Source organism: Flavobacterium sp. TR2, from assembly GCF_025252405.1.
Taxonomy (GTDB): domain Bacteria; phylum Bacteroidota; class Bacteroidia; order Flavobacteriales; family Flavobacteriaceae; genus Flavobacterium.
The window spans coordinates 4816910-4841727 of the sequence record NZ_CP104307.1 but is presented as its reverse complement, the minus strand read 5'-3'; the positions used below and the strand labels follow the sequence as shown (position 1 = coordinate 4841727).

16 protein-coding genes are annotated in these 24818 nt (G+C 36.3%); 15 read left to right on the top strand and 1 reads right to left on the bottom strand.

The window, feature by feature from the left end; translation table 11 throughout:
- The first annotated feature begins 94 nt into the window (after nt 1–94).
- From N4T20_RS20530 to N4T20_RS20490, 9 genes are all read left to right on the top strand, one after another.
- Nucleotides 95–3415, top strand: a complete 3321-nt coding sequence (locus N4T20_RS20530) for a SusC/RagA family TonB-linked outer membrane protein (protein WP_260670922.1) — start codon at nt 95–97, stop codon at nt 3413–3415.
- Nucleotides 3416–3426: 11 nt separating this feature from the next.
- Nucleotides 3427–4872: a RagB/SusD family nutrient uptake outer membrane protein gene (locus tag N4T20_RS20525; RefSeq protein WP_260670921.1), complete on the top strand. Its 1446-nt coding sequence runs from the start codon at nt 3427–3429 to the stop codon at nt 4870–4872.
- 15 nt (nt 4873–4887) lie between these two features.
- Nucleotides 4888–5661, top strand: coding sequence for a DUF4843 domain-containing protein (locus N4T20_RS20520; protein WP_260670920.1), 774 nt, complete (start codon nt 4888–4890; stop codon nt 5659–5661).
- Between the two features lie 30 nt (nt 5662–5691).
- Nucleotides 5692–7188 carry a PKD-like family lipoprotein gene (locus N4T20_RS20515; RefSeq protein ID WP_260670919.1) on the top strand — a complete coding sequence of 499 codons (1497 nt, stop codon included), beginning with the start codon at nt 5692–5694 and terminating at the stop codon, nt 7186–7188.
- A gap of 65 nt (nt 7189–7253) precedes the next feature.
- A complete protein-coding gene (locus N4T20_RS20510) occupies nt 7254–8123 on the top strand; it encodes a thioredoxin family protein (RefSeq protein ID WP_260670918.1) in 870 nt (289 codons plus the stop codon).
- A 6-nt stretch (nt 8124–8129) separates the two neighbouring features.
- Complete coding sequence (locus N4T20_RS20505) at nt 8130–9602, top strand: retropepsin-like aspartic protease (RefSeq protein ID WP_260670917.1); 1473 nt, start codon at nt 8130–8132, stop codon at nt 9600–9602.
- A 27-nt stretch (nt 9603–9629) separates the two neighbouring features.
- The gene (locus tag N4T20_RS20500; protein WP_260670916.1) at nt 9630–11012 is read left to right on the top strand and encodes a TlpA disulfide reductase family protein; all 1383 of its coding nucleotides are present in this window, start codon (nt 9630–9632) and stop codon (nt 11010–11012) included.
- A gap of 181 nt (nt 11013–11193) precedes the next feature.
- Nucleotides 11194–14004 carry a M16 family metallopeptidase gene (locus N4T20_RS20495; RefSeq protein ID WP_260670915.1) on the top strand — a complete coding sequence of 937 codons (2811 nt, stop codon included), beginning with the start codon at nt 11194–11196 and terminating at the stop codon, nt 14002–14004.
- Nucleotides 14005–14148: 144 nt separating this feature from the next.
- Nucleotides 14149–16191, top strand: a complete 2043-nt coding sequence (locus tag N4T20_RS20490; RefSeq protein WP_260670914.1) for a protein-disulfide reductase DsbD family protein — start codon at nt 14149–14151, stop codon at nt 16189–16191.
- A gap of 86 nt (nt 16192–16277) precedes the next feature.
- Here N4T20_RS20490 and N4T20_RS20485 read toward each other — a convergent pair whose 3' ends face one another.
- A complete protein-coding gene (locus tag N4T20_RS20485; RefSeq protein WP_260670913.1) occupies nt 16278–16736 on the bottom strand; it encodes a DUF1810 domain-containing protein in 459 nt (152 codons plus the stop codon).
- Nucleotides 16737–17089: 353 nt separating this feature from the next.
- On the opposite strand from N4T20_RS20485, the gene N4T20_RS20480 reads away from it, so the two are divergent.
- The 6 genes from N4T20_RS20480 to N4T20_RS20455 all read left to right on the top strand — a co-directional run bounded on the left by N4T20_RS20480 (nt 17090) and on the right by N4T20_RS20455 (nt 24605).
- Complete coding sequence (locus N4T20_RS20480) at nt 17090–17494, top strand: hypothetical protein (RefSeq protein ID WP_260670912.1); 405 nt, start codon at nt 17090–17092, stop codon at nt 17492–17494.
- Between the two features lie 102 nt (nt 17495–17596).
- The gene (locus N4T20_RS20475) at nt 17597–19252 is read left to right on the top strand and encodes a peptidase domain-containing ABC transporter (RefSeq protein WP_260670911.1); all 1656 of its coding nucleotides are present in this window, start codon (nt 17597–17599) and stop codon (nt 19250–19252) included.
- 2 nt (nt 19253–19254) lie between these two features.
- Nucleotides 19255–20607: an HlyD family secretion protein gene (locus tag N4T20_RS20470; protein WP_260670910.1), complete on the top strand. Its 1353-nt coding sequence runs from the start codon at nt 19255–19257 to the stop codon at nt 20605–20607.
- A 1-nt stretch (nt 20608) separates the two neighbouring features.
- A complete protein-coding gene (locus tag N4T20_RS20465) occupies nt 20609–22006 on the top strand; it encodes a TolC family protein (RefSeq protein WP_260670909.1) in 1398 nt (465 codons plus the stop codon).
- Nucleotides 22007–22408: 402 nt separating this feature from the next.
- Entirely contained in the window at nt 22409–23212 is an 804-nt protein-coding gene (locus N4T20_RS20460; RefSeq protein ID WP_260670908.1) for a DUF2490 domain-containing protein, read from the top strand.
- Nucleotides 23213–23372: 160 nt separating this feature from the next.
- Nucleotides 23373–24605, top strand: a complete 1233-nt coding sequence (locus N4T20_RS20455; protein ID WP_260670907.1) for an ROK family transcriptional regulator — start codon at nt 23373–23375, stop codon at nt 24603–24605.
- Nucleotides 24606–24818: the final 213 nt, after the last annotated feature.

Sequence of the window (24818 nt, the reverse complement as noted above, 5' to 3'; positions counted from 1 at the left end):
TTATTAACCAACCAACCAATTAACATGTAAATTTATGAAATTTAAATTAACCAGTGCCTATTTCTATTTTAGAAAGCGGCTAATTATTAACATTATGAGAACTTTTATCTTCTTGTTTTGTACTACAATTTTTGGTTTTTCTCCCGTAAATCTATTTTCACAAAACACGAAAGTTGTAATTGCAGCTGATAAAACAGTATCTGTTGACGAAGTTTTTGACATTATAAAAAAACAAACCAGCTATACCTTTATTTATCAGGAAGATTTATTTAAAAATTTACCTAAAGTACATTTAAAAAAAGGAAAAATTAAAGTGAATGATTTATTGGCGGCGAGTTTTCCTGATAAAGATTTTGATTTTAGTTTGTCAAACGGAAATACCATTTTAGTTCGAAAACTGCCAAAAGAGAATGCAGTAGTTTTTCAGTCAAAATTAATTGAAATTAAAGGTATTGTTACAAATGATAAGGGAGATCCTATTCCTGGAGTAAATATAAAAGTAAAAGGTACAGGCGCAGCCACTCAAACCGATTTTGATGGAAAGTTTACCATAATGGCTCCAGAAGACGGACAGATTTTGTTTACTTATATCGGACACAAAGCACAAATTGTGGATGTTAATAAAAGAAAAGTAATTAACGTTAAACTAGTTGAACAGAGAAACGAATTGGAGGGCGTTGTGGTTAATACCGGAGTTACTGTTCGTAAAAAAGAATTGATTACTGGAGCAGTTTCAACTTTTAGAGGTGAAGAATTAAGACAGATTTCGACACAAAATGTCGTTCAGGCTTTAAAAACTTTAGATCCTTCTTTTATTGTTTTGAGTAATAATATTGCAGGCTCTAATCCGAATGTGCTGCCTGTGATCGAGGTGAGAGGACAGACGAGTTTATCTGTGAATCAGGTAGACGATCAATTTAAAGAAGACCCAAACCAGCCGCTGTTTATTTTGGATGGATTTCCAACTACGCTACAGCAGATTGTCGATTTAGATATTAATAGAATTGCGAGCGTTACTTTGCTTAAAGATGCGGCTTCTACGGCATTATACGGTTCACGTTCGGCAAATGGAGTTGTGGTTGTGGAAACCAATAAACCAATTCCAGGAAAATTGCAGCTTTCTTATGTTTATAATTCTTCTTACGAGTTAGCAGATTTGAGCGTTTATAATTTAATGAATGCGGAGCAAAAACTAGAATTCGAAAGAATTTCGGGAGCCTATATTCCTAATGTAGGAACTCCTTTGCCAACCGTTTATAAATGGGATGAAGTTTATAACCAGCGTTTGGCTGCGGTGCGTCGTGGCGTAAATACGTATTGGCTTAACGAACCGATTCAGATGGGGTTAACATCTGGACACAGTTTGACCATTGGTGGAGGGTCTGAAGAACTTCGATTTAATTTGGCCGGAAATTACAAAGCGGTTTCGGGAACCATGAAAGGTTCTGAGCACAATACTTGGGGGTATAATGTGAACGTAACCTACAAACGAAAAAGATTAAGCATCAATAATAATTTATTTGTTGCAGGAGCTGACAATCAGGAATCTCCTTATGGTGATTTTGCTACTTGGGCAAAAGTGAGTCCTTACTACGAGAAATATAATGAAAATGGAGTGGCAACACGTTATTTAGACGGTTCTTCACTGCCGCTGTCACCAAGCGAATTGGTTATTAATCAGCCGGCAAATCCGTTGTACAATGTTAAATTAAATAGTTATGATAAAACTGGCGAATTTAATTTTACAAACAACTTTGCAATTAATTATGATGTAAACCCTCATATCAAAACAACTGCGGCCATTTCTGTTACAAGAAATGACAAACAGAGAATAGCATTTATTTCGCCAGATGATACGCAGTATATCAATGATATTCCATCTGAGAAAGGGCGATATAGAAGAAGAGATTACCTGACCAATAAATGGAACGCAAATATTGGAGGCACCTATTCAAATGTTTTCAATAATGTCCACTCTGTAAACTATACCATGCGAGCTTCGGCATACGAGACCAATTATAATGCTTATGGCTCAACTTTAAGAGGATTTCCGTTAGGGGTTCCTGGCGATCCATCTTTTGCTTTTGGATTTGAAAAAAATTCTCAGCCGTATGTAGATAATGAACTAGTGCGAAGCGTCGATTTGACTAACCAGGTGAATTATGCTTACAACAGAAAGTATTTGTTTGATTTTACTCAGACCATTTCTGGAGCTACAAACTTTGGAACAAATAAAAAATACTCACCGTATTGGGGTGTTGGTGTGGGATGGAACATCAACAATGAGTTTAAAATGAACGAAGACATTGTCAATATTTTTAAAGTTCGCGCCAATTTTGGACAAACAGGAAATCAAAATCTAGTTGGATATGCATCGCATGATATTTATGCATACGATCCTAACACAAATATTTTTGGCGCAGGATTAAACATTGTGCAATTATCAAATGCCGATTTGGAGCCTCAAAAAACTGAAGATTTATCTCTAGGATTAGATCTGGCTATGTTTAGAAACAGACTTACGATGACTTTGGGAGCTTATAAGCGTCAGACTTCGCCGCAAATTGTTGCCATAGATCTTGCGGCTTCTACAGGGGTAACTGCTTATCCGTTAAACGTAGGTTACATCACAACACGCGGTTTAGAGCTAAAAGCAAATTACAATATCATTAATAATTTTAAGCAAAACATCATTTGGGGCATTGGAGTAACAGCGACTACAAATGAAAATCAATTGGGAGGTTTTAATAACGCATTGGCTTCTTTAAATGATGCTGCTAAAAAAACAACCAGTCTAACAAGATTTTACGATGGAGCAAGTACAAATGACCTTTGGGCTGTACCTTCATTAGGAATTGATCCTGCAACAGGAAGAGAAGTTTTCTTGAAGAAAAATGGAGAACGCACTTTTGTTTTAGACAAAAAAGACGAGGTGGTAACGGGGAATTCTAGAGAAATTGCTACAGGAGTGGTTTCAACAACTTTTAACTACAAGAACTTTAATTTTGGAGTCTTCATCCGTTACAGTTTTGGTGCAGATAGATTTAATACGGCACTGTATAACAAAGTTGAAAACATTACTTCAGACAATGTTTTTGACAATCAGGATGCAAGAGCATTTTCTGATCGATGGACGACACCAGGACAAATGGCTCAATTCAAGGCTATTAGTATGACGAGCGTAACTCCTATTTCTTCCCGTTTCATTCAAAAAGACGACTATTTAGCTGGAGAATCTCTTCGTATAGGATACCGAGTGACCAACAGAGAATGGCTTAGCAAATCGGGTATGGCTGGATTAGGGATAAATGCATATGCCAATGATTTTTTCAAAGTTTCGACCATAAAAGCCGAGAGAGGAATTAATTATCCTTTTTCAAGAATCTTTTCTTTAAGTCTAAACGTAACATTTTAATACCACTTAGTATGAATCAGTATTTAAATAAAATTGCATTATCAATCCTGATGGCGTTTTCGGCGGTAAGCTGCAGCAATTTCTTGGATGTGGTGCCAAAAGATAAAATTTTAGAATCTCAGATATTTGAAAATGAAGCCGGAATGCAGAACGTGCATAACGGACTTTACCTAATGCTCGCATCTGACGACCTTTATGGCAGACAGCTTACAATGGATGCCGTAGATATTTTGGGACAGCAGTACAATATGCCGGCTTCGCATACCAAAGGGAAAATGGCTATTTATGCTTATGCAGAAGCCAATCCAAAAGACGTTTTTACAAAAGTTTGGCAAAAAGCTTTTACCACAGTTTTATCTGCCAATAAATTTCTGGAAAGTTTGGACGAACATAAGGGAATTGTCTCTCAAGAAAAGGCTGATCTTTTAAAAGGAGAAACAATCGCAATACGCGCTATGCTGCATTTTGATATGCTAAGATTATTTGGACCAATTTACAAAGTAGATCCTTCAATGCCTGCAATACCGTATTATGATGCGCCTGTGACTGCAAATAATCCAATCCTGTCGGCAAAAGATGCCATGAGCAAGATATTAGCAGATATTGATAGAGCTTTGGTGCTTTTAGAAAAAGATCCAATCCAAACGTCTGGAAAATACAAAGCCACGACAGCTTACGATTCAAACCCTTATTATTCTCAAAATAGAGGCATGAGAATGAATTATCTTGCTGTAAAATGTTTAAAAGCGCGTGTACTTTTGTACGCGGGAGATAAAACGGGAGCAGCGGCCGCAGCAAACGAAGTGATAGCTTTTACAAAATCGACTCCGTTTTTCCCTTGGACTCCATTTTTGGATGCTACCAATGCTGCAAATCCAGACAGAATTTTTTCTTCAGAAAACTTCTTTGCTTTAAGCGATTACACTTTGTATAAAACACAAGAAGACCTGTTTGATTCTAAATTGGCAGATCCGATGATTTATGCTCCATTATTGAACAGATTAACTGCTGTTTTTGAATCGAATGATAATGATTACAGAAGTTTGCCGAGTTGGAAAATCCCTGTGGTGGGAGGAAAAACGCAGAAAACATTTTTTAAATACGCAGATGTGCCAGATACTCGAATGACTTTTCGTATGCAGATTCCGATGTTCAAACTTTCAGAAATGTATTTAATCGCTGCAGAAACTGCACCAGTAGCAGCAGATGGAATTGCTTTATTGAATACACTTCGCTATAACAGAGGTTTGACAAATCTAGCCTCTACAGCAGTTTTGGCAACAGAAATAACAAAAGAGTACAGAAAAGAATTTATGGGCGAGGGACAACTGTTCTTTTACTACAAAAGAAATAATACGACAGCAATTCCTAATGGTTCTGCGGCTTCAGGAAACATAACGATGGGAGCACTTCAATACGTGGTGCCTTTGCCAGATGCCGAAATCAATTTTCAATAATTTAAAAAGATGAACATGAAAAAAATAGTGATTTTAAGCTTTGCATTTTTATTCTTTTTAGGATTTACTTCATGCAACCAAGATGAAATTGATACCTATCACGATACCGATAATATTTACTTTTCGCCATCTGTTTTTACAATTCCAGTAAACGGATCATTGATAACCACAGATAGTACAGGATTTAGTTTTGCGTTAGACAAACCCGCAATTGTAGACCGCATTTACAAAATTCCAATTCGGGTGCAAGGAAAAGTAACTGATGCTGACAGAAAAGTAAAAGTTGTAATTGATCCAAAAAGCACTGCCATAGCAGGCACGCATTTTAAGCTTCCAGATAATATTGTCATGCACGCAGGCAAAGCCGTAGATACGATCGACGTAAAGGTGTATAGAACTGCTGATATGAAGACAAATTCATTTTTACTGATTTTGAATTTGGAAGAAAACGAATCGTTTACCACTAATATGAAAAGTAAAGTAATCAATTCGCTTACGGGCAAAACCATGAGCCATATTTCTTATAAGCTGACATTTGATGATAAACTGTCGCAGCCTCCAGGATGGTTTGCTGGTTTTTTAGGGGTTTTTACAGCAAAGAAATTTTTCTTAATGTGCGATTTAATGCATTTAGATCCGAGTATGTTTAATCAGAAACTTGGATCGACAGGATTGTCAATTCCAGATATTCAATATTATCAAAACTTTATGAAGCGCTATCTGGCAGATCAAAAAGCACAAGGCAATATTATTTATGAAGAAGATGGAAAAGAAATGATCTTTCCTTAAAACGCATTTATTTAAACTAAAAAATATAACATGATGTTAAAAAATATAAAAATTCATTTAGTGCTTTCGGCATTGCTTGTTTTGGTTTACAGCTGTGCAGATGATGAAGGAAATTATGACTATAGCGAAATCAACGAAGTTCATGCAACCGGAATTCTAGAATCATACACCGCTTATACAGGAGAGAAACTTACCATTAAGCCAGATTTGAATCTGACTCAGGATGACAATAGCGATCCTGACCGTTACACCTACGAATGGGCAGCCGTTAATACCGCAAAATTGGTGATGGAGTCTAAAACGGTTATTGGCACAGACAAAAATTTTGATGCAGAATTAAAGCTTCCGCCAGCCAAATATTTAGTTTATTATTTTGTAAAAGACAAAGTTACTGGTGTGACTTGGCAGCATACACCTTTTACCTTAAACGTGGTTTCTTCCATTTATGAAGGTTGGTTGGTTATTGGAGATGTAAACGGAAAGCCGCGTTTGGATATGATATCTATGCTTCCAGGTATAGAAACCCCTCGTATTATTACAGATGTACTAGACGCGACGGGCTCAAGCCTTAAGTTAACAGGAAAAGCGGTAGATGTAGAATGTTTTAACCAGCCTATATCTTCTCCTTTAATTTATGGAGTTTATGTAACCACAACAGAAAACGGAACTGCCAGATTAGATCCAGATTCTTTCGGATGGACATTAAGCCAAAATTTGGCATATGAAACTGTAGGAGGATCGCTGCCTACAAATTTTGGAGTCGATTTTATGAAATCTACTGGATTTGGAGAAAATCTAATTTACAGTAAAGGAGATATTTACTATTTCTACAGAGTATTGCAGGTAAAATATGGGTTGCCTCAAAATAAATTAGAATCTGAAACCAAAACTTTTTACGCAGCACCATTTATAGCAGAGAACGGAGGTTCGCTTGGTACGCCTGTTTTTTATGATCAGAATGCGAGACGTTTTGTAAGATACACGACCTCAAAAGGAACTTGTTCGCCAATGCCTCCTGTTGCGGCCTCAGATAACTCTTTAGATTGGAATGATACTCACGCCGACTTGGTTTACATGACTACTTCGGGGTTCAATCAAAATGAGAATTTTGCGGTTCTGAAGAGCACAATTACTGGAAAATACCACCTGCTTCGTTTCAGTAAAGCTTTGGCGCAAGTGTATTACAAAGAAATATTAAATGCGCCAGATTTTGACAAAGCCACAAAATTTGCCGTAAGCCCAGATTCTGGCTACCTGTTTTATGCAGTTGGAGGAAAACTGTACGAATATGATAACGGAACTCGATCTGCAAAATTAATGCTGGATAAAGGCAGCGAAGAAATCACGTATATCGATTGCAATTTAAGAGCCAATAAATTATACAATAAAAAATTAATTGTTGGAAGTTACGGTACAACGGGCAAATTAGAATTATATACTGTTCCTCCTGTAAACGGAGATTTGGTGCTTGACTATAGCTACTCTGGTTTGTGCAAAATTGTTGATGTTGCTTACCGAGCGAGATAATTAAAAATTGTTAAATCAAAGCCGAATGGATTCGTAAAATTCATTCGGCTAAATAACCACATTTTATGAAACGATTTATTAGAATCGCAAGCGCAGTTTTGCTGCTTGCCTGTCCATCTATTGCCTTAAAAGCACAAGCGCAATCCACTCAAGAAAGTTGGGAAAAAACCAAAAAACAGGCGCAAACAGAGAAAAAGTTAATCTTTGTCGATCTGTATTTCACAGGCTGTATGCCATGCGCGCAAATGGACAAAGAAGTATTTCCAGACCCGAAAGTAACAGCAGTTTTAAACGCCGATTTTGTCACTTTCAAATCGGATATTTTAAAAGAAGAAATCGGTAAAAAGTTATGCATGAAATATGGCGTTACCGGATTTCCGACTTTTTTATTGATGAATTCTGATGGAAAAATAATTGACATTGCAGGTGGTTTTCATGATGTAGAGCAATTTACTGCCCTGCTTCAAAATGCTAAAGAAGCGGCTAAAAAAGGAATTTTTAAAAAGTATAGTACAGAAATTCAAGAAAAAGATTATCCTGATTTTTACAAGGAAGCATATTTAAACGGAAAAAGAAATGTTCCTTTCGATGTTATAGATACGTATTTAAAATCTCCAAATGTTTCTGACGAAATTTCTTTTGTGATCATTACAGGTTTAAGAGTGGGCAAGCAATATGATGACCCATTTCTTTTTGCAAGTAAAAAATTAGCGAAAGATTACGGGACATGGAATGTGACAACTCATGTATTTGGCATTTTGCAGCGCAAGAAAAAAGAGTTCGAAAAAAAGAACGATTTAAAAGGATTTACAGAATTGGTAAATGACTCGAAAGAACTTTATACGCCAGAAGAATTTACCAAATATTCAGGCATTTTATTGAAAGATTTTGGGGTTGAAAAAGTTGTAGTGAAACCAAATGCTGCGCAAAAATAATTCGAAATGAAAAAGATAGCATTCTTTTTAATACTGATTTTTGGCTGTGCAATTCAGGCTCAAACCAGCATCCAGAAATCTATTAAAACTTTCGAAAAAGCTTTTCAGAACAAAAATTACGCTGAAATGAAAGATCTTCTGGCGCCGCAGTTTACCGTTGGCGTTGGAGATTCTTCTTCAAACGAATTTTATCTGAATAGTATTTTCAAAGCATTTCCAGCTTTAGATTCGATTCAGATTGGGAAATCTGCGGTGCTTAAAAATGAAACTTTTGTCTTGGTTGATTTTTGTTTTAACGGAAAAGAAAAAAAGCCGTCTCAAATTGTTTTCAATTCTGAAAATAAAATGCTGTATGTAACTTTTTTCGATTCTTTGTATAAAGTTGACCGACACGCGCAAGTAAAACAAGTAGCAAGCATTCCGTTTGAAATTATCGAAAACGGAATCGCCATTAAAATAAAACTGAATAAAGCAGATCGCGAGTTTTTAATGCTTTTTGATACAGGCGCAGACGGAATGGCGCTCAATCCAGACAGCGCATACAAAGCCGGAGTTGTAGTGACCAAAACCAAATCGGCGTCTGTAGTTGGCGGGAGCCAGCAAGTGCAGTATTCTGCGGATAATACCATTTATATTGGCGATCAGGTTCTGAAAAATCAAGGCTTGGTTATTTTTCCGAAACATGGTGTTTACGACGGATTGTTTGGTGCAAACCTGCTTCGAAATTATATTACCTCAGTCAATTTTGATACCATGACGATCGACTTGTACAATTTTGGAAATTTTAATTACTGGGGAAAAGCAAAGCCATTGGTTTTTGACTATAAATCGGGACTTCCGGTAGTAAAAATGAATCTGACTTTTGAAGATAAAAAAACAGTCGAAGGCAGTTTCACTTTTGATACTGGAGCAGGTTACGATCTTATTGCTTACGGACCTTTCAATCATAAAAACAATCTCGAAGCAAGCCTAAAAACCGAGTATAGCTCGACTAATTTCAGTTTAGGAAAACAAACCAAAATTGTTGGAGGCGCTATTCCAAATGTTGCCATTAACGGAAACAACTTCCCAAACGTAACAATTGCAGTGCAGGAATACGATGAGGCCAATAAAAACTGGGCTTTCGCCGACGGATCTCTAGGAATTGATTTAATCAGACGATTCAATTTTACCATCGATTTACTGCATAAAACAGTGTATCTCGAGCCTAACAAAAATTTCAAAAAAGCTTCTTCTTTCTATTTAAGCGGACTTATTTTGGAGTTTGACGAAAAACAGAATCTTCTCGTAAAGAAAATTATCGATCAGGAAAATGCAGAGTTGAAAAATGTCAAAACTGAGGCAAAAGTCACTCAAATCAATGACTTTGAAGCCAAAGATTTACTGAATCCTGAAAATCTTAAAAAACTCAAACAAACCAAAGAAAGTAAAGATTTTATCATCGAGCAAGGTGATCAATCTATGAGAATTTCAATTTAAAACTATCAACCAAAAAACAGAGAAACTATGAAAAAAAACATTTTTTATTTCATTTTAACCTTTATCACGGTTCAAATGAGTTTTGCTGCCAATCTTTCTGAATATGCAGTAATTAGAGGAACAATTTCAATTCCAGATTTCAAAGCAAAAGAAGTTACGCTTTACAATGTCGAAGATGGAAAGCCAGCCGTTGCTGCTACCGCAAAAGTCAATTCGCTGGGGGAATTTGGCTTTATGACACCAGTTTCAGCTGCTGGCTTTTATTATGTCGATTATGGACAGTTTAAAGGAAAAAAACAGTTAATTCGTTTATATCTGGAACCTAAATTGGACATCAATTTAGCAGTCAATCCAACAAATTATGTTTTAAGCGGCAAAAACATCGGACAAAATGCTTTGGTGCAAAAAGCAAACGAAATCTACAACGAATTTGCGCCTTTTGCACGTTTGGGCGAAAATGTAACCTATGTAGAGTTTTATCCCTTCATTGATAAAGGAATTGCCAAAGCAGATGAATTTTCAAAATCAATTAAAACGAAAGATGCCAATTTCAATAAACTATTAAAATTAGCTGTAGCAACAGATGTTGAAGAATTGACTTATACTTTTTTTAGAATGCCAAGAAGCGCATTTCCTGACAAAGACGATCGTCCAGCGGTAATTAAAACTTGGATGGCAGACAAGAAGTTTACAGATCCAGATTTGCTAAAATTAGCGAATGGAGTTTCTTTAATGACAAATTATTTTTTCTACGTAAGCATCAATAGTGGTGAGAAACCAAAACGTTTAGATTTAACAGAATCAATTACTCATATTACAGATCCGGCCTTAAAAGATGTTTACCTTCGTGAAGAAGTGGCAACTTCAAGAATGAAAATTGAAGAATACGAAAAAATTGCGCCAAGCATTAAACCTTTTATGATTTCTGATGCGAGTAAAGCATTTTTATTGGAATATGAAAAAGTATTGCACAAAAGTGTAGGGCAGAAAGGATTAGATTTTACCTACAATGACATAAACAACAAACCGGTTTCCTTTTCAGATTTTAAAGGTAAATTTGTATACATCGATTTATGGGCAACTTGGTGCGGACCATGTAAAGCAGAGATTCCTCACATGAAAAAAATCGAAGAAGATTACCACGGAAAAAATATTGTTTTTGTAAGTCTTTCGTTAGATAAACCAAAAGATGCACAAAAATGGAAAGATTACGTTACCAAAGAACAATTGAAGGGAATTCAGTTAATGGCTGACAAAGATTTTAGTTCTGATGTGGCGAAAAATTATGATGTAAATGCGATTCCTAGATTTTTATTGTTTGATACAAAAGGAAACATCATCAATGCAGATGCGCTTCGCCCGTCAAATCCAGAATTGAGAGTGCAGCTGGATAAATTATTGAAGAGCTAAATAAATACATAAGAATATTTTAACACATAGAATCATAGATCAAAAAATGTAGAAAAGATATTTTTTAGCATCAAGATTTTACACATAATGACTATGTTTTTTAGAATTAAGTGAAACGCCTTTTTTATAGGTAGCTAAACTATGTTTCTATGTGTTTAAGAATATTTAAAACATCAAACAAATGAAAAAAATATCTGTAGTTCTTCTGCTTCTGACTGGTTTTATAAACTTGTCGCAAGCTCAAAACTTTAAATCAAGCGACCCGATTGCAGTCAACCAAAAAATAAAAAAAGGAGTGCTGCCAAACGGAATGACGTATTATATTTATCCGACAGATGTCAATAAAAATACGGCAAGCTATTACATCATCCAAAACGTCGGTTCGATTTTAGAAAACGATCAGCAGAAAGGTCTCGCGCATTTTTTGGAGCATATGGCGTTTAACGGAACCAAGCATTTTGAAGGCAAAGGAATCTTGAACACACTTCAAAAGCAAGGAGCTGTTTTCGGCAGAAACATTAACGCTTACACAAGCACAGACGAGACCGTTTACAACTTAGACAATATTCCGTCAAAAGATGGCGGAGTTATAGATACTTGTTTATTGGTTTTGCACGACTGGTCAAATTTTCTTTCGCTGACGAATGAAGAAATCGATGCAGAGCGCGGTGTAATCACCGAAGAATGGCGTACAAGACAAAATGCGAGAGCGAGAATTTACAATCAGTTAGCATCTTATTATTACAACAACTCGCTTTATGCAGACCGTATGCCGATTGGCGATATGGAAATCATCAAAAACTTTAAATATCAGGTCTTAAAAGATTTTTATAAAGATTGGTATCGTCCAGATTTGCAGGCAATCGCAATTGTGGGAGACATAAATGCAGACGAAATTGAAGCAAAAATCAAGAAGCTTTTTGCCGATATTCCGACGCCGGTAAATCCGAAAAAGCGTTTTGAAATTGCTATTCCAGAACGAGTTGAGCCTATTTTCAAACTGGCTTTAGACAAAGAAATTTCGGCTTCAAATATTAGCTATATGATTCGCCACGTTTCAGAAAAACCAACAGGAACTTATGCCGAATTAGAGAAATCTACTCAAAGAAGCCTTGCTTTTTCTATCCTAAATAATCGTTTGGGAGAAATGGCGCAGAAACAGGAATGTCCTTTTAAAGGCGCATCAGTTGGATATCAAAACTATACTCGTTTAAATGATATTTGGATTTTGGGCGTTTCTCCAAAACCAGAAAAACAAGCCGAAGCTTTTGCAATAGTTATGAACGAATGGGTTCGCGCCTATAAATTTGGTTTTTCAAAAGGAGAAATCGAAAGAGCCGTTACAGAAACGATTTCAGGTTACGAAAATTATCTGGAAAAATTAAATGAGATTTCGCATAAAGATGTCATCGGAATGGTAAAAGGTGATTATCTAAGTCACGAAATTATTGCAGATCCTAAAGCAGAATTTGAAATGGTAAAAAACATTCTGAAAAATGTTGACACTAAAATTCTTCAGGAGCAAATCAGTAAGTTATATACAGCACAAAATCGTGTGGTAACAGTTACCGGTGTAGAAAACGAAAACAACTTAACGCAGGAAAAAGCTTTTGATATTATTCAGAAAGCCGAAAACGATGCCTCGTTACAGCCTTATGTAGATACTTTTGAAGGAAAAACACTTTTAGGAAACCTGAAAATCAATTCAGGAAAAATTGTTTCGGAGAAAAAAGAAACGGCAATCGATGCGACTACTTTCGTATTGAGCAACGGTGTAAAAGTGCATTATAAATTTGCCGATAAAAACAAAAAAGAAGTAGAGCTGAAAGCCGAAAGTTTTGGCGGAACTTCATTATACGAGCCGCAAGATCTTCCATCAATTGGGCGCGCTACAACTTTGGCCTTGATGTCTGGAGTGGGCGAACTTTCGAATGTGGATTTGGAAAAAGTTTTGAAAGGAAAAATTGCCAATTCATCTGTAAGCATCAGTTCGCTTAAAGAAACAGTTTCGGGTTCGGCAAATGTAAAGGATATCGAAACAATGATGCAGTTGGTGCATCTGCGTTTTGTGCAGCCAAGATTTGATAATCAGATGTATGCCCTGTTAAAGCAAAGATTAGAAAATTCGCTTAAAAACAGAGCAAATGATATCAATGCAAAAATGGAAGATAGTTTAACAGCTGTGGTTTACGGAAAAAATAACCCAAGAATACAGCCATTCAATCAAAAATATATCGACGATTTATCTTTTGATAAAATGAAAGCTTTTTATCTGGATCGTTTTGCAGATGTTTCAAACTTCGAATTTTATATTGTTGGAGATGTTACGCCAGAAGTTCTAAAACCTTTGTTAGAAAAATATATTGCGAGTATAAGCGGAATTAAACGAAAAGAAAAATTCAAGACAGACATTCCGAAATGGACATCAAATAAAATTGACAGAGATATTTTCATCAAAATGGAAACTCCAAAAAGTTCTGTCCGCATCGCCTTTTTAAAAGACTTTGCTTTTTCTCAAAGAAACAGAATTTTGGCTTCCTATTTAAGCGATGTCCTGACGCTGCGCTATACGGAAAGCCTTCGCGAAAAAGAAGGCGGCACTTATGGAGCAGGAGTAAAAGCGAGCATGGACAAACTTCCGATTTCAAAAGCAAATCTTCAGATTACTTTTGACTGCGATGCCGATAAAGTAGAGCATTTGCTGCCAATTGTGTATCAGGAAATCGATAAAATCAAAAAAGGAGAAATTGCCGCTGAAGATATTGAGAAAACAAGAACGAACTATTTAAAATCGAGAGAAGACAGCAAAAACTTCAACAGTTACAGCATGAACTTGATTTATAATTATTTTGAGAACGGTTACGATATGAATGATCCCAAAAATTATGTTGCCATAGTAAAAAGCATCACAGCCAAAGACATTCAGGAATTTGCAAATTCGTTTCTAGACAAAGCAGATGCTATGGAAGTCGTTTTCAAACCATTAAAATAATCTGATCCCTTTTTATTTACTAGAGTTTAATTTGTATTTCCCTATCAAATAGTATTTTGAATTAGTAAGCAATTTAGTTTGTATAGCGGATTACCAAGAGGGTTGTTTTTTGCTATTCAACCCTCTTTTTTAAGATTTTTACCCATGAAAAAAAATGTTTTTTTACTGGGCTTTTTCCTGCTGTTTTCCATATTAGTAAAGGCTCAGATATACAATCCCATAAAATGGAAAACCAGTGTCGAGAAAATTTCCGATACTGAATACGAATTGCAGGCAAAAGCCATTATCGAATCGGGCTGGCATTTATACAGTCAGGAAGTTTCAGACGGAGGTCCGATTCCGACCCATTTTAATTTTATAAAAGGAGCCGATTTCCAGCTTATTGATGCTGTAAAAGAAGAAAAAGGAAAAACGGTTAACGATCCTGTTTTCAAAATGCAGATTAAGTTTTTTGAAAAAGAAACCACCTTTAGGCAGCGCGTCAAAATATTGTCATCAAAACCTTTTAAAATCAATGCAGAGGTTGAATTTATGGTTTGCAATGATGAAAACTGTCTTCCGCCAAGTTCAGACGAATTGGAGTTTAGCATAAGCCCATCCGCGAAAGCGAAAACTCTAATAGAAGCGGCCGTAAAAGAAGAAACAAGAATAATCGCAATAGATTCTTCAAGTACTGAAGCAAAAGAAAAAACAGAACAAATTGTTACGGCAGAAGAGGTAAAAATGCCTCAAGCAGCTTTCAAAAAAAACGAGCCTAAAACAACATCTAGAAGTTTATGGACCATTTTTTTATTGTCCTTTTTCTCAGGATTTGCAGCCTTGCTGACACCTTGCGTTTTTCCGATGATTCCGATGACGGTGAGTTTTTTTACCAAACAAAGCAAGACCAAATCGCAGGGAATCAGAAAAGCCGTTTTTTACGGAATCGCTATTATTGCCATTTATATCTTCTTGGGAGCTGTTGTAACTTGGGCTTTTGGAGCAGATTCTTTAAATGCGCTTTCGACAAACGTTTGGTTTAATCTGATCTTTTTTGTGCTTTTAATGATTTTTGCTTTTTCATTTTTAGGAGCATTCGAAATCATGCTTCCAAATGCATGGGCAAACAAAGTCGATTCGCAGGCTGATAGAGGCGGAATCGTAGGCATATTGTTTATGGCTTTGGCATTGGCAATTGTGTCTTTTTCTTGCACGGGCCCCATAGTGGGCACTTTGCTGGTCGAAGCCGCTTCGCGCGGAGGAATTGCGCCTTTTGTCGGAATGTTTGGTTTTTCTCTGGCTTTGGCTTTGCCATTTACTCTTTTTGCCGCTTTTCCGGGCTGGCTGAATTCCCTTCCAAAATCAGGAGGCTGGCTGAATTCGGTTAAAGTATTCTTAGGGTTTTTAGAAATGGCGCTTGCTTTCAAATTCCTTTCTAATGCCGATTTGGTTCTGCAATTGCACTGGCTGGAAAGAGAAACATTTTTAGCAATTTGGATCGCGATTTTCGGAACATTAGCTTTTTATTTATTTGGAAAAATTCAGTTGCCGCATGACAGCCCAGTTTCAAATATAAGTGTTGGAAGGCTTGGGTTAGGCGTTTTGGTTTTGGCTTTTACCATTTATCTGATTCCCGGAATTTGGGGCGCACCGCTTAAAATGATTAGCGGTTTTCCTCCGCCAATGCATTATAGCGAAATCCCAAATGGTTTGAACAACGTTTCTTCAGACGAAATAACTCAAAACTTGCCTGAAGGGGCAGAGCTTGGACCGCATAACATCATGGCTTTTACCGACTATGATTTAGGTATGAAGTATGCCAAAAAAATAGGAAAGCCAGTTATGATTGATTTTACGGGTCATGCCTGTGTAAACTGCCGTAAAATGGAAGACAATGTTTGGTCTGACGAAAAGGTTCAGAAAGTCTTAAAAGGCGACTTGGTTTTAATTTCGCTTTATGTAGATGACAAAAGAGAACTGAATCCGAACGAACAGATTACTTCTAAATTGACAGGCAAAAAATTAAAATACATTGGGCAAAAATGGAGCGAATTCCAAACGCTGACTTACAAAACCAATGCTCAGCCTTTTTATGTTCTGGTTGATCATAACGGAGAAACGCTCAACGAAACTTCTGCTTACAATCCAGATATCGAAGAATATTTGAATTGGCTTAAAAAGGGCGTTTCTAATTTTGAAAAAAGCTAATATTTAGGACGTACCAATGAAACATTCCTACGGAATGATTACTTGGCAAAAAAAGCGGTTAACACAAAATGTGATAACCGCTTTTTTTACATATTTTCTTGTTCCGTTAGGAACATTTCATTGGTTGTAAAATTTAAAGTCAATTGATCCAAATGTCCAAAGAAAAAAGTATCTAAAATCTCCTGAAAAACAGGATGCGCATTTTCTACCTGAACAAATAGGCTCATTGACGAATGTAATTTTCGAGCATCGAGTTCGCCCAAAATACCTTCAGCAGATTTCTTTTTAAAAGTTAAAAGAAGCTTCGAGATTTCAATTAAGTGCTTAGATAAAATGGGATGATTTAGAAATTCGGTTGCTTCTTTTAAATCCGCAACAGCATAATAATCAGAAATGGCACTTTTTCCTAAACCTTTAATCTGCGGAAAAATAAACCACATCCAGTTGGTCTCTTTCTTTCCTTTTTTAATTTCAGAAAGAGCAGTCAGATAAAGCTTATTTTGAGCATCTAAAAAACGGGTCAAATCATCTTTTGCGTAGATCATCTCTAGATTAGGTATTAAAGGGTTTGTAAATTGGGTTTCTTTAATTGGTAACACGATATTATTTCTTTTACTTAAACTTTGTCGAATTTTCGATACCCAAAAGTAAAGTGCCTATACGCATAAGAGTTATAGAATTGCCATCGGTCTTTACATAATTCCGATAAGCCTGTAAGAATGCCTTGTTAATATAATTTTAAAGTTTGTAATGATTCTAAATTCTAATGTTATTTTAATGTTCTAGAAAAAAATTGGCTCTAACTTGCGCGCTCATTAAAATTGCAGTAAACGCCTTAAATCATTGAGATTTTGATTCAAAATGATGTGATTTAATTAAACTTTCAGCCTTTTAGAATATGTTGAACAAAATTAAAAATAGCTTTTTATGCAAATGCCTTCAGGCGTTACTAGTCGGCTATTTTCTAATTAGCAGTTTAAACATTTCTAATAGTGTGGGCCGAATCTTAAGCGATAACGCTGAAACGTATACTGTAAAAGGAATTACCTGCAGCTTTCTGAAGAAAATCTTTAAATGTGACGGAATTCCAGAAGAACTGGATGATTATAAGACAAAAGATACCAAAACAGCCAAATTAGCCAAAGGAATTCCCTTAATGGAATATTTAGTTTCATCAGAATCTTTGATGCCTAACTTTTATTTTTTAATGGAATCTGAAGGGAAAAAATATATCGATAATACAATCTTCTCGTTTGGTTTTCATGGCAAGATAGACATACCGCCTCCTCGGTTCAATTCATAAATACTTGTTTTTTTAAGGATTAGGGCAAAAACTTAATCTATAAATGCGGTTTTTGCCGTATATTTATTCTATGTAATAATCTTGTATTTATACTTTAAATTCATGACACCATTCAAACGATTTTACAACTTATTGCAGCTCGATAAGCGCGATGTGTATCAAATTATCTTCTATGCTGCATTTGCAGGGTTAGTCAATCTTTCCCTGCCATTGGGAATCCAAGCTATTATTAATTTTATTCAAAGCGGACAGCTGAGCGTCTCGTGGATCGTACTCGTGATTCTGGTTACGGTTGGAGTTGGTTTTGGAGGCGTGCTGACGATTTTGCAGCTGCGTATTGTTGAAAATTTGCAGCAACGAATTTTTGTGCGTTCTTCTTTTGAGTTTGCCTACAGAATGCCTTTAATTAAATTTAAAGAAATGTACTCAGAGTATGCTCCCGAAAAAGCCAATCGCTTTTTTGATACTTTGATGGTACAGAAAGGCACTGCAAAACTGCTTCTAGATTTCTGTACAGCATTCCTTCAGGTTGGTCTGGGGATTATCTTATTGGTGCTGTACCATTCTTTCTTCATGGTAATCGGGCTTTTATTTATAGTCATATTATATGTCATTTTTAAATTTTCGTACAAAGACGGTCTCGAAACCAGTTTGAACGAATCAAAATTTAAGTACAAAGTGGCAGCGTGGCTTCAGGAAATTGCTAGAAATAGAGAAAGTTTCCGCAGGAAAGGAGCTTTTGAATATGCTTTGGAAAGAAATGACGAATACGCGACCAACTACGTTAATTACCGTGAAAAACACTTTCAGGTAATGAAAAAACAATACATTCAGCTTACTATTTTTAAAGTAATTGTTACTGCTGCCTTATTATCCATCGGTGGTTTTCTGGTAATTCACCACCAAATGAACATAGGGCAGTTCGTAGCAGCTGAAATCGTAATTGTATTATTGATCAATTCGGTAGAAAAAATCATCTTCGGGTTGGAGTCTTTCTACGATGTATTGACTTCTGTTGAAAAAATTGGTCAAGTGACAGACATGGAAATTTCGTGCATTCCTCAGACTTCAGACAAAACAGAAAAAGGAATCAATATCGAGACTGAAAGTATTAGCTACAATTACCCGGAGCATAATAAGAAGTCGCTTAAGAATATTAATCTGAAAATTTCTCAAGGCGAAAAAATTATTCTAACGGGAACAAATGGTGCGGGAAAAAGTACTTTGCTGCGACTTCTTTCGGGGGTTTTAGAGCCAGAAAGCGGAGCAATGTATGTCACAGATAATTACATGAATCGCCTCAACGAAGATACGTACAGAGCACAAGCGGGTACATTCTTGCAAGGCGATACGCTTTTTGCAGGGACAATACGCGAGAATATTATTTTTGGAAATGAAAAACTAAATAGCGATGATTTAAAATGGGCTTTAGACAATGTTGGGCTGACACCGTACATTAAAACTTTTGAGAACGGACTGGAGAATCAAATCCATCCTGGCGGTCGCGAACTTTCTGCTTCTGATGTGCAAAAAATTCTTTTGGCTAGAAGCATTGTAGGGAAACCAAATATCTTATTCTTGGAAGATCCGGTTGATAAAATGGACGAAATCACTTCGAGTAAAATTGTTGATTTTTTACTTTCCGAAGAAAACGACTGGACTGTAATTGTGACTTCTAAAAATGATATCTGGAAAAGCAAATGCAGTCGTATGATTACGATTGATGACGGGAAAATTATTAACGACATAAAGCTTTAATCATGCTCAATATATCTAAAGATAATAACGTACTTATAACGCCGGGCCATTACAAATCGATTACAAGCGTTGCCCGAAGACCTCATTATAAAATTTTAAACAGAGTCATAATCGGGTTTCTGATATTTTCAGTATTATGCCTTTTTCTGCCGTGGACGCAGAATATTTCGGGAACAGGTTCTGTTACGACTTTAAAACCAGACCAAAGACCGCAAACGGTTCATAATGCCATTGCGGGCAGAATTGAAAAATGGTTTGTAAAAGAAGGCGATTATGTAAAAAAAGGAGATACCATTCTTTATATTTCGGAGATTAAAGAAGATTATCTGGATCCTAATTTGGTTGGCAATACCAAACAGCAGGTCGATGCCAAAAAAATGGCTGTAGAATCGTATAGCGATAAAGTAAATTCTCTTGATGTGCAGGCGCAATCGCTCAACACAGAAAAACAGTTGAAACTGCAGCAGGCGCAAAACAAAATCCGTCAATCTCAGCTGAAAATAAAAAGCGACAGCATGGATTTGGTTGCAGTAAAAACACAGCTTCGAATTGCAAAAACACAATTTGACCGTTCGACGGCTTTAAACAAAGAAGGACTTAAACCGCTTACCGATGTCGAGCAGAAAAGATTAAAACTGCAAGAATCGGAAGCGTACGTGATTACGCAGGAAAATAAATTGCTGAGCAGTAAAAACGAATTGATAAATGCAAAAGTAGAAATCAATAGAATTACTGCCGAGTATGCTGAGAAAATATCGAAATCAAGAAGCGATAAATTTACCGCTTTGAGCACGCAGTACGACACAGAAGCTCAGGTTAACAAACTGGAAAACCAGTATACGAATTACAGACTTAGAAATGGTTTGTACTACATTACAGCGCCACAGAGCGGTTATGTAAACCGTGCTTTATTGGCAGGTATTGGAGAAACGATAAAAGAAGGTACTCCAGTTGTAAGCATCATGCCATCTAATTATGATATTGCGGTAGAAACTTACGTAGATCCAATCGATTTGCCATTGGTTCACCGAGGCGCAAAAGTTCGAGTGTGGTTTGACGGATGGCCGAGAATCGTATTCTCGGGATGGCCAGGCTTGTCTTACGGAACTTATGGAGGAAAAGTTGTAGCGATAGAAAACTTCATTAGTCCGAACGGAAAATACAGAATTTTAGTTTCGCCAGATGGAGAAGATCGCCATTGGCCAAAAGAATTGAGCATCGGGGCTGGCGCACAAAGTATTGCATTGCTAGAAACCGTTTCGGTATGGTACGAGATTTGGCGAAACCTGAACGGATTCCCACCAAATTATTATAATTCAGGAGAAAAAGTAGAAAAAGGAAAGGAGAAAAAGTAAAATGAGAAATCTTGTAAAATTGTTTTCTTTCTTAACGTTATTTTGTTTTTCTACACTGTACAGCCAGAATTTTAATCAAGAGGAGCTTACTTTTATCGAGTATTTGGGATACGTAAAAAAATACCATCCGCTGGTAAAACAAGCCAATCTTGAAGTGACAAATGCTCAGGCAAAATTAATGGCAGCGCGTGGCGGATTTGACCCGAAAATTGAAGTAGATTACAATAAGAAAGAATTTAAAGGCACAGAATATTATTCGTTGCTAAACAGCAGTTTCAAAATTCCGACTTGGTATGGAGTTGAAATTAAAGCAGGTTTTGATGACACAAACGGTGAATATTACAATCCGCAGAACAAAACTCCAGAAGCAGGATTAACTTCGCTTGGCATTAATGTGGCTTTAGGCCAGGGAATGTTCATCAACCAGAGAATGGCAGATGTTCGCGAAGGAAAACTTAACGTGAAACTGAGCGATGCGCAGCGAAAACTGAGAGCGATTGAAATCTTGTATCAGGCAAGCGAAGCTTATTTTGAATGGAGAAAAAGCTATAATGAAGCTGAACTGTATAAAAACTATCTTGGTTTTGCCAGCACTCGTTTTGAAGGCGTCAAAAAGCTGATAGCAGCAGGAGACGCACCGGCAATTGACAGTGTAGAAGCTAAAATTACAGTGCGTAACAGAGAGCTGAATGTTGAAAACGGAAATTTAAAATTGGCAAAAGCAAAGCTTAAACTAGCCAATTTTTTATGGATTGAAGATGTTCCGGTTGAATTGGGAGATTTGGTAAAACCAGAAGAAAATCTAGCTCAGACGATCGAAGAGACACTAAAAACAGATGCCATGATGGTCGATACAGAATCATTAGATTCACACCCGAAAATTCAGTCTTTGGAAACAAAAATGGGTATTTTGGAAGTCAACCGCCAGCTGAAAGCCAATGCATTGCTTCCAAAAATAAACGTAGGGTATAATTACATTTCAGAACCGAATTATTGGAATAATTTCAACGCCGATGACTATAAGTTTAATATCGATTTCAGTTTCCCGATTTTCTTAAGAAAAGAACGCGGAAGTTTGAAAATGGCAAAGCTGAAAATTCAGGATATGCAATATGACATAGGCCAGCAGCGATTGGAATTGAAAAATAAAATAAAAGCACAGCAGACCGAAATTGCGTCATTAAGAAAACAGAAAGTCGTAATCGACAATTTGGTAAAAGATTATATGACGATGCTAAATTCAGAAGAAAAACTGTTTTCGTTTGGAGAAAGCTCGATTTTCTTAATCAATTCGAGAGAGAATAATCTGGTTAGCGCTAAGCTTTCGCAAATAAGTTTAGAGAACCAGTTTTATCTTTCAAATGCCGAACTGTACAAGATATTGGCCAATCCAGATTAATGTTATGTCGCTCCGCTGGAATTTTTGACCTTGGGGCATCGTTTTTAGCTATAAATATTTCGCTCTTCCAGAGCTTTAGAATGTTTAAAAAATGTCCCATAGGGACAAAACATTGGTAGAAAAAAAATGTATGTACGGGTTATGCAATAGCCCCGTAGGGGCGAAATATGATGCGTGCACAAAAATAACAGTCAACTTTGTACCTGTCTGCATTATTGATTTTCAGAATTTGAATTTAAAAAGCTTTAGATGTTTTTCTAAAGCTTTTTTGTTTGGGAGAAATGTTTAAAAAAGCGGTTTCATATTATAACATGAAACCGCTTTTTTAAATGATGGAGTGCTTCTTTCTTTAAATTTGATAGAGCTTTTTATTTCGCAGCCGATAATTTAATAGTGACTGATATGAATGTATTAAAAAGAAATTTTCTCTTATTCGGTTTTATAATCCTATTTCAGGTTTTGAGGGCACAGGATGCACCTTATACAATGGGTTTTATTCCAGCATCTATTGAAGAGGCAGACGTTGCTTTTCCGTTAATTGAAAAATGGCATTTGAGCGGGCAGGCAGATATGCAGCTCGTTACACAAGGCGCATACACAAACGGAAATCCTTTTGAATATACGCAGCGTAAAGTCTTTAGGCCTTGGCTTATTTATTCGGGTTTTAAAAATATGAAGCTTTGGCTAGGATACGCACACAATCAGAAATACGCGATTGAAGAAGCAGGGAATTACAAAACTTTAGAAAATAGACTTATCGTTATGGGAACTTATACTCAAGAAATGCCCAAAGGATCTCTTTTCGAACAATTGCGCTTTGAAACCAAGTTTTTTGATGACAGAAACGGCAATCACCAAACGATTCCCAGAATACGAGCTCGTTTTGGAGTAAATCATTATTTGAGACAAAGTAAAGAAAAGCCAATTTTTCTGGCACCCAACATTGGCTATTATACAGAATTGATGCTGAAGTTTGCTTCTAAAGATTATGCCGAAGAACATTTTGATATTTTCAGATTATCGGTTTATTACACAGCCGGAATCACGCCAAACATTCATTTTTTGGCAGGCGTAATCGGGCAGATGCAGTTGCGCACCAACGGAACCCAATTTGATGTTTACTACGGACCGATGGTTTCATTAAAATACAGCGTGAAACCCAAAGAGCGAGAAACTTTTGATAGCGTTGATGGCGGGGCAGATTAATTTTTTTGGCTATCTGATATCTTTCGGAACTTTATCTTCCTTTTTTAGTTCGATTTTAAAAACTTTTCTAAATATTTAAAATAATTTAATAATAAAGGCTTGATTTTTATGCTGATTTAAAAAATAAATTAAATTTGTTGTGAACCAAACTAGGAAAGCAATGAGTTTAAAAGATTTATTAGATAATAGCAAAGACAAAACTTTATCTGAACAAAAATGGCATTTGCTTAGGCAGTCGATTGTAAAACGACTATTGTCTGGCGGAAATTCGACTATTGCAGAATTGAGCACAGAACTGCAATCTAGCGTGCCTACAGTAACAAAAGCAGTCAACGAACTGCTGGCTGAAGGTTATGTGGTCGATTTAGGAAAAATAACCAATAGTGGCGGACGCAGGCCTTCGCTGTTTAGCATAAATCCTACTTGTGCCTATTTTCTAGGTGTTGAAGTTGGGCTAACCAGTATGTCTATTGGCCTTCAGAATATAAAAAACGAACTCGTAAGCATTGAGCTTGGAACTTCTTTTGCTTTAGAAAACACACAAGAATCACTTCTTAAATTCTGTAATTTAATTAATTCCTTTATTGAAGACAGCTCTGTCGAAAAGAAAATGATTGTTGGAGTCTGCATCAACTTCTCTGGCCGTATCAATTCGATGGAAGGCTTTAGCTATAATTATTTTTTCAGCGAAAATAGACCCTTGACAGAAATTATTTCAGAACAGCTAAATCTTCCTGTTCACTTAGAAAATGATACGAGAGCGATGGCTTTTGGCGAATATTGCGAAGGTGTGGTAGTCGACGAGCAAAACATCATTTTTGTCAATTACAGCTGGGGAGTGGCAATCGGGATGATTACCGATGGAAAACTCTACTACGGAAAATCTGGTTATTCGGGAGAGTTTGGGCATAGCACGATTTTTAATAATGAAATCATGTGCCAATGCGGGAAACTAGGCTGTTTGGAAACCGAAATTTCAGGCTGGTCACTAGTCAATCAATTTAAAGAAGCAATAAAAGACGGCAAGCAATCTAAAGTCGTCTTGGATGAAAACTCACCTGTTTTGCAGCATCATGCTATTATTTCTGGAGCTGTAAATTTGGAAGACACCCTTTGCGTAGACCTTGTGACACAGCAAAGTGAAAAAATGGGACGTTACTTATCTATTCTATTAAACATATTCAACCCAGATCTTTTGGTGATTGGAGGAGATTTCGCACAACTTGGCGATTATGCGCTGCTGCCGATACAATCAGCTTTAAAAAAATATTCTCTTGGTTTGGTAAACCGAGATATGAAGCTTAAAAAGTCAACATTAGGGCGACGAGCGGGGGTTATAGGCGCTTGTTGCGTCATCAAAGAAAAGCTATTATTTCCGCTCATTAATAATTAAATTAAAAAACTTAAACATAGTTATTAAATTATTTTAATAACTATTGTTATTATTTTAAAATGTTTTATATCTTTACAAAATAATAATAAATTGTTTAAATAAAGTTTACATTTAATATTTAGCGATTAGCTGTTTAAAAGAAACTTTAGAATTAAGATTTGATGTTCAAAACCAAACTAACCATTTGGATAAAAATATTGTTTTTTGATCATA

Bases quoted from the DNA above. Each gene is read 5' to 3' on its own strand.
- N4T20_RS20530 (WP_260670922.1), top strand. From the start codon at position 95: ATGAGAACTTTTATCTTCTTGTTTTGTACTACAATTTTTGGTTTTTCT.
- N4T20_RS20525 (WP_260670921.1), top strand. From the start codon at position 3,427: ATGAATCAGTATTTAAATAAAATTGCATTATCAATCCTGATGGCGTTT.
- N4T20_RS20520 (WP_260670920.1), top strand. From the start codon at position 4,888: ATGAAAAAAATAGTGATTTTAAGCTTTGCATTTTTATTCTTTTTAGGA.
- N4T20_RS20515 (WP_260670919.1), top strand. From the start codon at position 5,692: ATGATGTTAAAAAATATAAAAATTCATTTAGTGCTTTCGGCATTGCTT.
- N4T20_RS20510 (WP_260670918.1), top strand. From the start codon at position 7,254: ATGAAACGATTTATTAGAATCGCAAGCGCAGTTTTGCTGCTTGCCTGT.
- N4T20_RS20505 (WP_260670917.1), top strand. From the start codon at position 8,130: ATGAAAAAGATAGCATTCTTTTTAATACTGATTTTTGGCTGTGCAATT.
- N4T20_RS20500 (WP_260670916.1), top strand. From the start codon at position 9,630: ATGAAAAAAAACATTTTTTATTTCATTTTAACCTTTATCACGGTTCAA.
- N4T20_RS20495 (WP_260670915.1), top strand. From the start codon at position 11,194: ATGAAAAAAATATCTGTAGTTCTTCTGCTTCTGACTGGTTTTATAAAC.
- N4T20_RS20490 (WP_260670914.1), top strand. From the start codon at position 14,149: ATGAAAAAAAATGTTTTTTTACTGGGCTTTTTCCTGCTGTTTTCCATA.
- N4T20_RS20485 (WP_260670913.1), bottom strand. From the start codon at position 16,736: ATGATCTACGCAAAAGATGATTTGACCCGTTTTTTAGATGCTCAAAAT.
- N4T20_RS20480 (WP_260670912.1), top strand. From the start codon at position 17,090: ATGTTGAACAAAATTAAAAATAGCTTTTTATGCAAATGCCTTCAGGCG.
- N4T20_RS20475 (WP_260670911.1), top strand. From the start codon at position 17,597: ATGACACCATTCAAACGATTTTACAACTTATTGCAGCTCGATAAGCGC.
- N4T20_RS20470 (WP_260670910.1), top strand. From the start codon at position 19,255: ATGCTCAATATATCTAAAGATAATAACGTACTTATAACGCCGGGCCAT.
- N4T20_RS20465 (WP_260670909.1), top strand. From the start codon at position 20,609: ATGAGAAATCTTGTAAAATTGTTTTCTTTCTTAACGTTATTTTGTTTT.
- N4T20_RS20460 (WP_260670908.1), top strand. From the start codon at position 22,409: ATGAATGTATTAAAAAGAAATTTTCTCTTATTCGGTTTTATAATCCTA.
- N4T20_RS20455 (WP_260670907.1), top strand. From the start codon at position 23,373: ATGAGTTTAAAAGATTTATTAGATAATAGCAAAGACAAAACTTTATCT.